The organism is Xanthomonas sp. LMG 12461, assembly GCF_009192935.1.
GTDB classification, from domain to species: Bacteria; Pseudomonadota; Gammaproteobacteria; order Xanthomonadales; family Xanthomonadaceae; genus Xanthomonas_A; species Xanthomonas_A sontii.
Genome location: NZ_NQYT01000024.1, coordinates 1 through 13,571, shown reverse-complemented (window position 1 = coordinate 13,571; position 13,571 = coordinate 1). Strand labels below are relative to the sequence as shown.

Annotated in this window: 11 protein-coding genes; 7 read left to right on the top strand and 4 right to left on the bottom strand. The window is 71.3% G+C overall.

The genetic code is table 11. The features are described from left to right. The 6 genes from CEK68_RS06660 to CEK68_RS06635 form a co-directional block, all read left to right on the top strand. On the top strand, positions 1 to 263 hold a 263-nt coding region (locus tag CEK68_RS06660; RefSeq protein ID WP_193314125.1), incomplete at its 5' end, for a DsbA family protein. Positions 264 to 636: 373 nt separating this feature from the next. Beyond that, positions 637 to 1,644: a beta-N-acetylhexosaminidase gene (gene nagZ / locus CEK68_RS06655; RefSeq protein ID WP_152238938.1), complete on the top strand. Its 1,008-nt coding sequence runs from the start codon at positions 637 to 639 to the stop codon at positions 1,642 to 1,644. Beyond that, a complete protein-coding gene (locus CEK68_RS06650; RefSeq protein ID WP_152238937.1) occupies positions 1,644 to 2,198 on the top strand; it encodes a hypoxanthine-guanine phosphoribosyltransferase in 555 nt (184 codons plus the stop codon). The genes nagZ and CEK68_RS06650 overlap by 1 nt, the downstream gene beginning before the upstream one ends. Before the next feature lie 90 nt (positions 2,199 to 2,288). Continuing rightward, positions 2,289 to 3,041 (top strand): S-methyl-5'-thioinosine phosphorylase, encoded by a 753-nt coding sequence (locus tag CEK68_RS06645; protein WP_087943469.1) that lies wholly within the window; start codon positions 2,289 to 2,291, stop codon positions 3,039 to 3,041. 88 nt (positions 3,042 to 3,129) lie between these two features. Then, positions 3,130 to 3,336, top strand: a complete 207-nt coding sequence (locus CEK68_RS06640) for a cold-shock protein (RefSeq protein WP_003488188.1) — start codon at positions 3,130 to 3,132, stop codon at positions 3,334 to 3,336. 95 nt (positions 3,337 to 3,431) lie between these two features. Further along, positions 3,432 to 4,682: an NAD(P)/FAD-dependent oxidoreductase gene (locus CEK68_RS06635; RefSeq protein WP_193314124.1), complete on the top strand. Its 1,251-nt coding sequence runs from the start codon at positions 3,432 to 3,434 to the stop codon at positions 4,680 to 4,682. Positions 4,683 to 5,480: 798 nt separating this feature from the next. On the opposite strand, the gene pdeM is transcribed toward CEK68_RS06635, so the two are convergent. From pdeM to CEK68_RS06615, 4 genes are read right to left on the bottom strand one after another with little or no spacing between them, the layout of a single operon-like run. Further along, positions 5,481 to 6,131 carry a ligase-associated DNA damage response endonuclease PdeM gene (gene pdeM, locus CEK68_RS06630; RefSeq protein WP_152238936.1) on the bottom strand — a complete coding sequence of 217 codons (651 nt, stop codon included), beginning with the start codon at positions 6,129 to 6,131 and terminating at the stop codon, positions 5,481 to 5,483. Next, positions 6,121 to 8,667 carry a ligase-associated DNA damage response DEXH box helicase gene (locus tag CEK68_RS06625; protein ID WP_152238935.1) on the bottom strand — a complete coding sequence of 849 codons (2,547 nt, stop codon included), beginning with the start codon at positions 8,665 to 8,667 and terminating at the stop codon, positions 6,121 to 6,123. Before CEK68_RS06625 ends, pdeM begins: the two co-directional genes overlap by 11 nt. Next, the gene (locus tag CEK68_RS06620; protein WP_152238934.1) at positions 8,664 to 10,256 is read right to left on the bottom strand and encodes an ATP-dependent DNA ligase; all 1,593 of its coding nucleotides are present in this window, start codon (positions 10,254 to 10,256) and stop codon (positions 8,664 to 8,666) included. The genes CEK68_RS06625 and CEK68_RS06620 overlap by 4 nt, the downstream gene beginning before the upstream one ends. After that, positions 10,253 to 11,257, bottom strand: coding sequence for a ligase-associated DNA damage response exonuclease (locus CEK68_RS06615; RefSeq protein WP_152238933.1), 1,005 nt, complete (start codon positions 11,255 to 11,257; stop codon positions 10,253 to 10,255). The genes CEK68_RS06620 and CEK68_RS06615 overlap by 4 nt, the downstream gene beginning before the upstream one ends. A 111-nt stretch (positions 11,258 to 11,368) precedes the next feature. On the opposite strand from CEK68_RS06615, the gene CEK68_RS06610 reads away from it, so the two are divergent. After that, positions 11,369 to 13,009 carry an acyl-CoA dehydrogenase family protein gene (locus tag CEK68_RS06610; RefSeq protein ID WP_152238932.1) on the top strand — a complete coding sequence of 547 codons (1,641 nt, stop codon included), beginning with the start codon at positions 11,369 to 11,371 and terminating at the stop codon, positions 13,007 to 13,009. Positions 13,010 to 13,571: the final 562 nt, after the last annotated feature.

Below are 13,571 nucleotides of genomic sequence, written 5' to 3'. Positions count from 1 at the left end.
GCGCCTGCACCCGCGCCGCCGGTGGGTTGTCGGCGGCGCGGGTGCAGGCGCTGCTGGCCGGCGACGAGGGACTGGACGAGATCGAGGCGGAACTGCAGCAGGCGCAGGCCATGGGCATCCGCGCGGTACCCACCTACGTCATCGATGGCCGCCAGGCGCTGCAGGGCGCGCAGCCGCCGGAGGTGTTCGCCGCCACCGTGCGCGGTTTGCTGGCCGACGCCCAGGCGGGCCGCGATTGCGGTCCGGAGGGGTGCGCGGTCTAGAACGTCGCGCGCTGTACGTTGGGTGCCCCGCGCCGCGGGCGGCGCGCCAGACAGCGTCGCAGGAGGCGAGGGGCGGCCCGCGGTGGTGCGCAGGCATCCTGCTGATGCCCATGCCGGTTCGCCGCGGACCTCTCCCGCATCGCGCGCGTGCCAGCCAGGCGGCCAGGCAACGGGCCGCAAGGCCGCCTTGCGCGCGCGGACCGGGCGGACTGCAGCGCGGCGCGGCTCTGCTGCGCTGCGCGCGCCTCAACTCGGACGCGTTCATTACCGAGACGTGTCAGCTGGCAGGGGCGCGACCTGCCGCCGACGCCGGCATCTGCGACAATGCCGGCCCACAGGCGCCTGAACCGCGCCGGCAGGAGGAATCCCCCGCATGCTCGCGATCGGCGTTGCCGGTACCGAACTCACCGCGCAGGAGCGCGACTGGCTGCAGCACGATGCGGTGGCCGGCGTGGTCCTGTTCAAACGCAATTTCGCCTCGCGCGCGCAGGTGACCGAGTTGAGCGCGGCGATCCGCGCCGCCACGCCGCGGCCGCTGCTGCTCTGCGTGGACCAGGAAGGCGGGCGCGTGCAGCGCTTCCGTGAGGGCTACAGTGCATTGCCGCCGCTGCAGGATTTCGGCGCGCTGTACGCGCGCGATCCGGCCGCTGCGCTGGAGATGGCCGAGCAGCACGCCTGGCTGATGGCCAGCGAGATTCGCGCCAGCGGCATCGACCTCAGCTTCGCCCCGGTGCTGGACCTGGCCCGCGGCAACCGTGCCATCGGCGACCGCGCCTTCAGCGACGATCCGCAGGTGGTCGCGGCCTTCGCCGCGGCCTATGTGCGCGGCATGCACAGCGTCGGCATGGGCGCGACCCTCAAGCATTTCCCTGGCCATGGCACCGTGCTCGAGGACACCCACGTCGACAATGCCGAGGACCCGCGTTCGCTGGACACCCTGCGCCAGGAAGATCTGGTGCCGTTCGCCGCCGGCATCGCCGCCGGCGCCGACGCGGTGATGATGGCGCACGTGGTCTACCCGCAGGTGGCGCCGGAACCGGCCGGCTACTCGCCGCGCTGGATCCAGCAGATCCTGCGCCAGGAGCTGGGCTTCCGTGGCGTGGTGTTCTCCGACGACATCGGCATGGCCGCCTCGTTCGCCGCCGGCGGCGTCGCCGCGCGGGTCACTGCGCACCTGGACGCCGGCTGCGACGTGGTCCTGGTCTGCCACCCGGAACTTGTCGAAGACTCGCTGCAGGCCGTGCGCGATCGCCCGCTCAACACCGCCGCGCTGCTCGGCCTGATCGGCCGCGGCGGCCTTGGCTGGGACGGCCTGCTGGCCGATGCCCGCTACGGTCACACCCAATCCCATCTGCTCTCCACCTTCGGAAAAACCGCCTGATGTCCACTCTCACCATCGCCCAGGCCCTGGCCCAGGCCGACCTGCTGGTCGATCGCACCCGCATCGACCAGGCCATCGCCCAGATGGCCGACGCCATCGCAGCCGACTACCTCGGCGAAACCCCGGTCTACCTGACCATCATGCACGGCGCGCTGCCGTTCGCCGGCCAGCTGGCGCTGGAACTGGGCAGCCGCGGCCAGGACCTGCAGCTGGACTACCTGCACGCCACCCGCTACCGCGGCGAGACCGTCGGCGGCGAACTGGTGTGGAAGCACCGCCCGGCCACCGCGCTGTACGGCCGCCGCGTGCTCTTGCTCGACGACATCCTCGACGAAGGCCTGACCCTGAAGGCAGTGCGCGAGTGGTGCCTGGAGCAGGGCGCCACCGATGTGCGCATTGCCGCGCTGACGGTCAAGCGCCACGACCGCTGCGTGCCCGGGGTCAGCGCCGACTATGTCGGCGTCGAAGTGCCGGACCGCTACGTGTTCGGCTTCGGCATGGACGTCAACGAAGCCCTGCGCAACCTGCCGGCGATCTACGCGATGAAGGAGTAAGCGGGGCAGGCGAGCCAGCCTCGCCTCCGTCGCTGAAGTTTCCCGCTGCCGGCGCGCGTCGCCGGCGCAGGCGTTCCCTTTCGTTCGAGGATCCGCATGGACAACATCGCACTGGCCGTCATCGGCGGCACCGGCGTCTACAAGCTCGCACAGCTGGACGATGTGCAGACCCACGAGGTCGAGACGCGCTACGGCGCGCCTTCCGGCCCGGTGCGGGTCGGCACGCTGCTCGGCCACCGCGTCGCCTTCCTGGCCCGCCACGGCGAAGGCCATTCGCTGCCGCCGCACAAGATCAACTACCGCGCCAACCTTGCTGCGCTGCAGCAGATCGGCGCCACGCGCGTGCTCGCGTTGAACACGGTGGGCGGCATCACCGAGCGCTTCGGCCCGCGCGTGCTGGCCTGCCCGGATCAGCTCATCGACTACACCTGGGGGCGCATCTCCACCCTGTGCGAAGAGCCGGGCAGCGAGGTGCTGCACGTGGATTTCGGTCATCCGTATTCGCCGCTGCTGCGAAGCAAGATCCTCGCCGCCGCGCGCGTCACCGGCACCGCGCTTGTGGACGGTGGCTGCTACGCCGCCACGCAGGGACCGCGCCTGGAAACCATCGCCGAGATCGCGCGGCTGCGCCGCGACGGCTGCGACCTGGTCGGCATGACCGGCATGCCCGAAGCCGGGTTGGCGCGCGAGCTGGGCCTGGACTACGCCTGCCTGGCGATCGTGGCGAACTGGGCGGCCGGCTGCGGCGACGCCGAGGAAATCACCTTGGCCGAGGTGCTGGCCAATGTCGAGGCGGCCTCGGTCGGGCTGCCGGAGCTGGTGGGGGAACTGGCGCGCGGGTGATTGTCTTCGTTGCGCAAGCTTTGCATACTCCGCCGGTGCGGCTGCCGCACAACCACCACCCATTCACTGCAAAAGGTCTCGCATCACCATGCCGAACGGTACCGTCAAGTGGTTCAACGACGCCAAGGGATTTGGTTTTATTTCTCCGGAAGACGGTAGCGCCGATGTGTTCGCGCACTTCTCCGCGATCAACTCCAAGGGCTTCCGCAGCCTGCAGGAAGGACAGCGTGTCAGCTACGACGTGACCCAGGGTCCGAAGGGCGCGCAAGCCTCGAATATCACGCCGGTCGAGTAAGCGCGCGCGTTGACTCGGTTGTGCCTTGAACCCCGCTTCGGCGGGGTTTTTTATGGGAGACGCCGTGGTGTCGGCGTCGGCAGGCGGTGCAGGCAATGACGCAAGGATTGCAGATCGGGATCGTGGGGTATGGCACCGCAGGCCAGGCACTGGCTCTGCTGCTGGCGCGCGACGGGCACCGCGTGCAGGTGTTCGAGCGCGCCGCCGAGCCCGGGCCGGTCGGCGCAGGCTTCCTGCTGCAGCCGACCGGCCTGCAGGTGCTGTGGCGGATCGGCCTGCTCGAGCAGGCCCTGGCCTACGGTGCGCCGGTGCACCGCCTGTACGGCGAGACCCCGTGCGGGCGCGCGGTGATGGACATGCGCTACCGCGACCTGGAGGCGCGCCTGTTCGGGCTGGGCATGCAGCGCGGCGCCTTGTTCGCGCTGCTGGCGCAGGCCTGGGACGGCTACGCCACGCTGCAGCGCGATACGCGCATCGTCGCCATCGACGACACGCTGCGCCGGGTGCAGGACCAGCACGGCCGCTGGCACGGGCCGTTCGACCTGGTGATCGCCTGCGACGGCTCGGCCTCGGCGCTGCGCGCGCAGGTGCAGGCGACGCGGCTGGACCGGATGTATCCGTGGGGCGCGCTGTGGTGCCTGCTGCCGCGCGGCGACTGGGCCTTCCCCGACGAACTGCGCCAGCGCTACGTGGCCGCGCGCAAGATGATCGGCCTGCTGCCGGTGGGCACCCGCCCGGGCGATGCCGAGCCGCGGGTGAGTTTCTTCTGGAGCCTGCCGACCGCCGAGTTCGATGCCTGGCAGGCGCGCGGCGTGCAGCCGTGGCTGGAGGAGATCGCGCAGCTGTGGCCGCAGGCGCGCGAACGCCTGGCGCAGATCGACGCACCGGCGCAACTGGCGCGGGCCAGCTACCGCGATGCGGTGCAGCGGCACTGGTACCGCGGCCGCCTGGTGCTGGCCGGCGATGCCGCACATGCCATGAGTCCGCAGCTGGGGCAGGGCGTCAACATGGCGCTGATGGACGCCTGGGCGCTGAGCGAGAGCCTGCGCACCGCGCCGGACATCGACGCGGCATTGGCGCGCTACCAGGCGCAGCGCCAGGCGCACGTGGCGGTGTACCAGTTCTGGAGCCGCTGGCTGACCCCGCTGTTCCAGTCCGAGCGCGACGTGGTGGCGCGGCTGCGCGACGTGGGCATGTTGCCGGCCGGGCGCATGCCGGGGGGCCGCGGACACATGCTGCGCGTGCTCAGCGGCACCCAGCACGGCTGGTTCGGCAAGCTGCCGCTGGCGCCAGAGTTTCTCGAAGCGTTGCAGGACGCGGTGGCGCGGCGCGTGGCGCTGCCGTAGGCGGCGAGATCGCGGACGCAGGTGGACGCGCGCCTGGGTGATTCGTCGCGGCGACGGCGCGTGCAGAGCGCAACCGGGCGAGCGCGGTCCGACGGCGATGTTCTGTGTTTGCACTTGCAACATTGTCGTGCCGCGATTCGCCAATCTTGTGTGGGAGGGGCTTCAGCCCCGGCCCCCTTCAGTTGGTCGCGTCGGGACTGAAGTCCCTCCCACACTAAGGTAGTGCACTTGTTGCTTTGATCGTGGTCATGGGCGGCCCGGCGTTCCACCGATGCTTCTTCCGGCACGGTGCCAAGCACTCGCGCACGCAATGCATTGCGACTGCACTGTGGGAGGGGCTTCAGCCCCGACACCCTTAGTTGGTCGCGTCGGGACTGCAGTCCCTCCCATATTAGGGCAGTGCACTTGTTGCTTTGATCGTGGTCATGGGCGGCCCGGCGTTCCACCGATGCTTCTTCCGGCACGGTGACAAGCACTCGCGCAATGCATTGCGACTGCACTGTGGGAGGGGCTTCAGCCCCGACACCTTTGAGTCGGACGCATCGGGACTGAAGTCCCTCCCACATTAGGGCAGTGCACTTGTTGCTTTGATCGCGGTCATGGGCTGCCCGGCGTTACGCCGACGCTTCCTTCGGCACGGTGCCAAGCACTCGCGCAATGCATTGCGACTGCACTGTGGGAGGGGCTTCAGCCCCGACGCCTTTGAGTCGGACGCATCGGGACTGAAGTCCCTCCCACAGCATGGCATCGCACCGGCCACTTCGGTTGCAGTCACGGCCAGCCGCCACGCGGCCCGACCTACGCCGTCGCCACCGGCAGCGCCAAGGCCGCGCCTTCGACGCAGGCGACCAGGCGTTCGCCCGGCGCCAGGATCGGGGTGACGCCGGCGGTGAAGTGCGAGAACGCCGGCAGCACGGTCATGCCGTCGCGCAGCCAGAACGCCGGCCAGCGCGGGCGCAAGCCAGGCAGTTTGGCCAGCGGGTGCAGGTGCCCGCACAGCACGTGGCGCTGCGCATCCGTCACCGGATCGTGACGCAACACGAACGGGCCGTCTTCCACCTGCGTGCCAAGCGGCGCGATGTCCAGCCCGGCGCCGGCGAGGGCGCGGTCGTGGTTGCCGGTGATCGCCGCCACGCGCAGTTGCGGATGCTGCGTGCGCCAGGCATGCCACTGGCGTTGCCAGTCGGCATCGGGTGCGGCGCCGTGCAGCACGTCGCCGAGGATCCACAGTTCCGCCGCGTCCTGCGCCTGCAGCAGGGCCGACAGCCGCGCCAGGTCGAGCGCGGTGCCGCCGCGCGGCAGGCCGATGCCGGCGCGGCGGAAGACGTCGGCCTTGCCCAGGTGCAGGTCGGCGATCAGCAGCCGTCGCCGCGCCGGCCAGTACAGCGTGCGGTCGCCGAGCAGGCGCATCGGTTCGCCGGCCAGCAGCCAATCCAGTTCAGCGCGCATGGCGCTGCTCCAGTTGCGCCGCCGCGCGCATCACCCGCGCCTTCCAGTCCTCGGTGCTGAGCTGGCCGCGGATGCTCTCGGCCCACAGCGGGAACGCCAGCGGGGTGAGGCTGCGCGGGCTGTGCAGCGCCAGCTCACGCGCGGCGCAATCGTCCAGGGTGGCGGCGAGCCGGGTCAGTTCCATCTCGCCCTGCAACACCTCGCGCTCGGCCTGCGCCAGCAGCAGGTGCTCGGGATCGAAGCGGCTCAGCACGTCGTACAGCAGGCCGCTGGAGGCCTGCAGCTGGCGCAGGCTGCGCGGCAGGCGGCCGGGCAGGCTGGGCGGCAACAGGCCGGCGACGCGGGCGATCTCGCGGAACTGGCGCCGCGCCAGTTCGCCCAGGTTGAGGCTCTCGCGCAGATCCTCGAACAACTGCGCCGGACTCAGCAGTTCGCGCAGCAGTGCCGCATCGATCGGCGCGTCCTCCGCCGGCGACAGCACGAAGCCATAGTCGTTGGCGGCGAAGCTGAAGGTATTGCGCTGCCGCCGGCCCCAGCGTAGCGCCAGCAGCGCGGCCAGGCCTTCGTGCACCTGGCGGCCGGCGAACGGATACACGAACAGGTGCTGGCCGTCGCGGGCGCGCACGCGCTCGGCCAGCAGCCGCTGCGGCGCCGGCAGGTCCGACAGCGCGCGCTGCAGGCCGAGCAACGGCGCCAGCGCGCGCAGTTCGGCCTCGCCGCGCGGATCGGCGAACACCGCTTCCACCTCGCGGCCCAGTTCCGAAGACAGCGGCATGCGCCCGCCCATCCATTTCGGCACGCTGCCGTCGCCGCCCTTGGCCAGGCGCACGTAGGCGGTCATATCTTCCAGTCGCACCAGTTCCAGCAGGCGCCCGGCGAACTGGAAACGGTCGCCGCGGCGCAGTCGGCCGACAAACTGCTCCTCCACCGCGCCGAGCCGGCCGCCGCGCAGGAAGCGCACCGCGACGCTGCCGTCGCTGGTGATGGTGCCGATCGACAGGCGATGGCGCAGGGCGATGCGACGGTCGTGCACGCGGTACAGGCCGTCCGCGTCCAGCACCACCTTGCGGTAGTCCGGATACTGCGCCAGCGCGCGTCCGCCCTGCACGACGAACTCCAGCACCGCCTGCCAGGTCGGCGCATCCAGCATGGCGAAGGCGGCGGTGCCGCGCACTTCGGCGTACAGCGCGTCGGCAGCGAAGCCGCCGCCCAGCGCGCAGGTGATGCAGTGCTGCGCCAGCACGTCCAGCGACAGCCGCGGCGAGGGCCGCGATTCGATGCGGCCATGGGCGATGGCGCGGCGCGCCGCGGCGTATTCGACCAGTTCCAGCGCGTGCGAGGGCACGCACAGTACGTGACCGGCCTCGCCGGGGCGGTGCTTGGCGCGGCCGGCACGCTGCAGCAGCCGCGCCACGCCCTTGGGGCTGCCGATCTGCAGCACCTGATCGACGGCGGGGAAATCCACGCCCAAGTCCAGGCTGGACGTCGCCACCACGCAGCGCAGGCTGCCGTCGCGCAGGCCTTGCTCGGCAGCGCTGCGCAGCGCTGGGTCCAGCGAGCCGTGGTGCAGGGCCAGCGTGTGCGCTTCTTCCGGCCACACCGAGGTCAGCGCCTGATGCCACAGCTCGGCCTGCGCGCGGGTGTTGGTGAACAGCAGGCTGGTGCGCACCGCGAAGAGTTTTTCCAGCACCCGTGGCAATTGCGCCAGGCCCAGGTGCCCGGCCCAAGGGAAGCGCTCGCCCACCGCCGGCGCCAACGTCTCCAGGGTCAGCGTGCGCGGCTTGACCCCGGCCACGATCGGCGCCTGCGGCAGGTGCGGCAGCAGCACGTCGCGCGCCTCGTCGAGGTTGCCGAGCGTGGCCGACAGGCCCCAGGTGCGCAGCGCCGGCGCCCAGCCGCGCAGCCGCGCCAGGCACAGCTGCAGCAGCACGCCGCGCTTGTTGCCGAGCAGTTCGTGCCACTCGTCGACGATCACGCAGCGCAGCGTCGCCAGTTGCGGCGCGGTGTCGGGATAGGACAGCAGCAGCGCCAGCGATTCGGGCGTGGTCACCAGTACATCGAGTTTGCCGCTGCGCGCCAGGCGCTTGTCGCGCGCACTGGCATCGCCGGTGCGCAGGCCGATCTGCCAGTCCAGGCCCAGCGCCTGTGCCGGTTCGCGCAGCGCGCGCACGGTGTCGGCGGCGAGCGCGCGCAACGGGGTGATCCACAGCACCTTGAGGTCGCGCTGCGCCTGCCGGCGCGTGCGCGGCGGCGAGGCGGTCTTGGCAGTCGCGCTGGCGCCGGTGCCACGGGCAGGCGTCTGTTTGACGGCGGCCGCCTGCGCCGCGGCCTGCGCACGCAGACCCTCCAACAACGGGCCGCCGAACGCGGCCAGGGTCTTGCCGCTGCCGGTGGGCGTGTGCAACAGCCCGGAGCCGCCGTCCAGGTAGTGCCGCCACAGCGCGCGCTGGAACGGCAGCGGTTGCCAGCCCTGCTGCGCGAACCAGGCGTACAGCGGCGCATCGGCCGGGCGCCGGCGCGCCGCGGTTGCGCTCATCGCGCCAGCGCCTGCAGCGTGGTCAAGCGGTCGGCCTCGGCGAACGGCTTGTCGTGGCGCCAGCGCAGGATGCGCGGGAAGCGCACGGCGATGCCGGACTTGTGCCGGCTGCTGCGATTCACCGCCTCGAAGCCGAGCTCGAACACCTGGTACGGCGTCACCGCGCGCACCGGGCCGAAGCGCTCGGTGGTGTGCGCGCGGATCCAGCGGTCCAGCGCCAGGATCTCGCTGTCGTCCAGGCCCGAGTAGGCCTTGGCCACCGGCACCAGTTGCTCGCCGTCCCACAGGCCGAAGGTGTAGTCGGTGTACAGCGTGCTGCGCCGGCCGTGGCCGGCCTGCGCGTACAGCAGCACCGCGTCGATGGTCAGCGGCGCCACCTTCCATTTCCACCAGTCGCCACGACGGCGGCCGGACTGGTAGGGCGATGTCGCACGCTTGAGCATCAAGCCTTCCACGCCGCGCGTGCGCGCATCCTCGCGCAGCGTTGCCGCCTGCTCCCACGTCGTAGCGTGCACCTGCGGCGACAGCGTGAGGCGCGGATCGGCGTGCGCCTCCAGCAAGGCCTGCAACTGCGCGCGGCGCTGCTGCAGCGGTTGCTCGCGCAGGTCGAGGCCGTCCAGTTCCAGCAGGTCGTAGGCGAGCACCCGCGCCGGCGTGTCGGCCAGGGTCTTTGCACCGGGCTTGCGGCGCTGGATGCGGGTCTGCAGCGCGGTGAACGGCAGCGGTGCGGGCTCGCCTTCGCGCCAGACCAGCAGCTCGCCATCGATCACCGCGTCGCGCGGCAACGTCGCCGCCGCCGCCTCGATCTCCGGGAAGCGCCCGTCCAGGCGTTCCTCGCCACGCGACCACAGCGCCACCTCGCCGTCGCGGCGGATCAGTTGCAGGCGGATGCCGTCCCATTTCCATTCCAGCAACCAGTCGTCGAGGGCGCCGAGCGTGGCGGCCTCGGCTTCCAGTGGCGAGGCGAGGAAGAACGGGTAGGGCTGCTGGCGGTCGCTGGGCAGCACTTCGTCGGACAGCAACTGTTCCAGTGCCTGCGGCGTCGGCGACCAGGCACCGAGCATGCGCTGGGCGATGCGCGCGATGTCGATTCCCGACATCGCCGCCAGCGCCTGCTGAACCAGCCGCTGCGACACGCCCACGCGCAGCGCGCCGGTCAGCAGCTTGTTGAACAGCAGGCGTTCGTCGAAGGCCAGGCTGCGCCAGCCCGCCACCACCGCGGCGCGGCGTGCGGCGTCGTCCTGTGCGGCCACCGGCAGCAGGCGCTCCTCGATCCAGTCGCGCAGCGGTGCCGGGTCCGGGGTTTCCGCCGGATCGTCGAGCAGCAGCGTGAGGGTTTCGGCCAGATCGCCGACGTGGTCGTAGCTGTCGTCCACCAGCCAGCCGGGCAGGCCGCTTTCCTGTGCGATCCACTCGCGCAGTTCGCGGGTGTTGGCGATGCGCCGCAGCTTGCCGCCGCTGAGCAGCCAGATCGCCCAGGCCGCGTCCGCCGGCGGCGCCTGCTCGAAATACGCCACCAGCGCGGCGCGCTTGTCCAGCGTCGCGGTGCTCTGGTCCAGTTGCCGGTACAGCGCGGCGAAGCGTTTCATTCCTCGCCACCGTAGTCGGTACGGAACGCCTCGGCGGCGACGCCGCGTTCGTTGAGCGCGCGGATGATCGCTTCGGTATTGCCGTGGGTCGCAATCACGCGCCGCGCGCCGGTCTCGTCGATGGTGCGCAGCAGGTCGGGCCAGTCGGCATGGTCGGAGACCACGAAGCCGCGGTCGTAGTTGCGCCGGCGGCGGTTGCCGCGCAGCCGCATCCAGCCCGAGGCGAAGCCGAGTTGCGCATGGCGGAAGCGGCGCAGCCACGGACTGCCAGCGGCCGAGGGTGGCGCCAGCACCAACTGCCCGGCGTAGTCGGCGCGCTTGTCCAGTTCGGACACGGTGCGCGTGTCCAGCATCGCCACGCCGGCCTCGCGGTACACCGCCACGCCGGCCGCCACCGCGCCGTGCAGCAGCGCCGGCTGGTCGTCCCACGGCTGCAGTTCGGCGAGCACGCGCTGCGCCTTGCCCAATGCGTAGCAGAACAGCACCGCGGCCTCGCCGCGCGCGCCGCACTCGCGGCGCCAGGCGACGATCTCGCGCGCCACCGCGCTGGTGTCCGGCCAGCGGTACACCGGCAGGGCGAAGGTGGCCTCGGTGATGAAGGTGTCGCAGCGCACCACCTCGAACGGCGCGCAGGTCGGATCGGGCTGGCGCTTGTAGTCGCCCGAGGCGACCCAGACCTCGCCATCCACTTCGATGCGTACCTGCGCTGAGCCGAGCACGTGGCCGGCCGGATGCAGCGAGACCTGCGCGTGGCCGAGCGTGAAGCGGGTGCCGTAATCGTAGGCGCGATAGGCCTGCTCGCCCAGCCGCCAGCGCAGGATCGGCAGGCCGGCGGCGGCGCAGTGGTATTCGCCCATGCCCGAGCGCGCGTGGTCGCCGTGGCCGTGGGTGATGACCGCGCGCGGCACCGGCCGCCAGGGATCGATATGGAAATCGCCGGCGGGGCAGTACAGCCCTTCCGGGCGCAGCACCACCAGGTCCTGGGAAGCGGCATTCGGCATGGGCGCCACTGTGTCCAAGCCGGTGTGCAGGAGATGAGAATCCGCCCCGCGCGTTCGCGGCGACGCGACGGATCGGCCACAATGCGTGCAGCGCTTCTGGGAGGGAGATGCATGCACACGGACCTGCCGGCGTTCGCCACGCATACGGTCGACAATCAGCCGCCGCCGTTCGAACCGCGCGATCTTTGGGCCGACGACGTGGCGCTGCGTGAGGCCTGCGCACGCGAGGGCGCGGACGGCTTCGCGGCGACGCTGGCGCAGTACGGCGTGCTGGCCGGCGATGCGCTGTATCGGCTCGGTTTCGACGCCAACCGCGACCGTCCGCGGCTGCGCACGCACGATCGCTACGGCCACCGCATCGACACGGTCGAGTTTCACCCGGCCTATCACCAGTTGCTGGACGCGGCCAAGCGCCATGGCGTGGCCGGGCTGTCCTGGCACAGCCCGCAGCCGGGCGCGCATGTGGCGCGCGCGGCGCTGAGCTACCTGCACCACCAGGCCGAAGCCGGCACCAGTTGCCCGCTGACCATGACCCATGCTGCGGTCGCGGTGTTGCGCCAGGACCCGGCCTTGCGTGAGTGGGCCGACAAGGCCGCCGCACCGCACTACGACCTGCGCGATGTGCCGATCGCCGACAAGGCCGGCATCACCCTGGGCATGGGCATGACCGAGAAGCAGGGCGGCTCGGACGTGCGCCGCAACGCCACCGTCGCCACGCCGCTGGACGGCGCCGGCGCGTACAGTCTGGTCGGGCACAAGTGGTTCTTCTCCGCACCGATGTCCGACGGCTTCCTGGTGCTGGCGCAGGCGCCGGGCGGCCTGACCTGCTTCCTGCTGCCACGGCGCCTGCCCGATGGGCAGCTCAACGCACTGCGGCTGATGCGGCTGAAGGACAAGCTGGGCGACTGGTCCAACGCGTCCAGCGAAGTGGAGTTCGCCGGTGCCTGGGCACAGCGCGTCGGCGAGGAAGGGCGTGGGGTGGCGCGGATCATCGGCATGGTGATGCTGACCCGGCTGGACTGCATGCTCGCCGCCGCTGCGCAGATGCGCATGGCGCTCGCCCAGGCGCTGCACCACACTCGGCATCGCATCGCGTTCGGCAAGCGCCTGGTCGAGCAGCCGCTGATGCGCAACGTGCTGGCCGATCTGGCCCTGGAATCGGAAGCCGCCACCGCGTTCGCGCTGCGGGTGGCGCGCGCGGTGGATGCGGCCGACGCCGATGCGTCGGAAGCGGCGTTCGCGCGCATCGCCACCGCGCTGGGCAAGTACTGGCTGTGCAAGCGCGCGCCGGCCTTCGTCAACGAGGCGCAGGAATGCCTGGGCGGTGCCGGCTACGTCGAGGAGTCGATCCTGCCGCGGCTGTACCGGCAGGCGCCGTTGAATTCGATCTGGGAGGGCAGCGGCAACATCCAGTGCCTGGACGTGCTGCGTGCGCTGGCGCGCGAGCCGGCCAGCGCAGCCACGGTGCTGGCGGAGCTGCAGACGGCGGGCGGCGCCGACCCGGCCTATGACGCGGCGCTGGACGCACTGCGCGGCTCGCTGTCCGGCAACGCCGAAGTGGACGAGTACAGCGCACGGCGCCTGGCCGAACGCATCGCGCTGGCCTTGCAGGCCGCGCTCCTGCTGCGCAGCGGCAGCCCGGCCGCCTCGATGTTCGTACGCAGTCGCCTGGCCGGCGCGCATGGCCTGGCGTTCGGCACGCTGCAGGAGGGTGTGCCGGTCGAGGAACTGCTGATGCGTGCGTTGCCGTAGGCGTGTGGCGTGGCGACGCACCGCGCCGTTGCCAAGTGGGAAATGAATGGGCCGGCACTTCCTTCTCCCTCCGGGAGAAGGTGCCCCGAAGGGGCGGATGAGGGTGCGACAGCCAGCGTAGCCAGGCAGCAAGTGCAGCGATCACCGGCGTCGCGCGACCGTACCCTCACCCCAACCCCTCTCCCGACGGGAGAGGGGCTCAGCTTCTGCAATGCCATGAGCTGCGGTATGAAGGCCAGCGCGCCCTCGACATGTAGAAAAGCGGGCCGGCACTTCCTTCTCCCTCCGGGAGAAGGTGCCCCGAAGGGGCGGATGAGGGTACGGCTGCCAGCCTAGTCAGGCAGCAAGTGCAGCGATCACCGGCGTCGCGCGACCGTACCCTCACCCCAACCCCTCTCCCGACGGGAGAGGGGCTCAGCTTCCGCGATGCCATGAGCTGCGGTATGGAGGCCAGCGCGCCCTCGGCATGTGGAAAAGTGGGCCGGCACTTCCTTCTCCCTTCGGGAGAAGGTGCCCCGAAGGGGCGGATGAGGGGACGGCTGACCAGCCTATCGAGGCCATA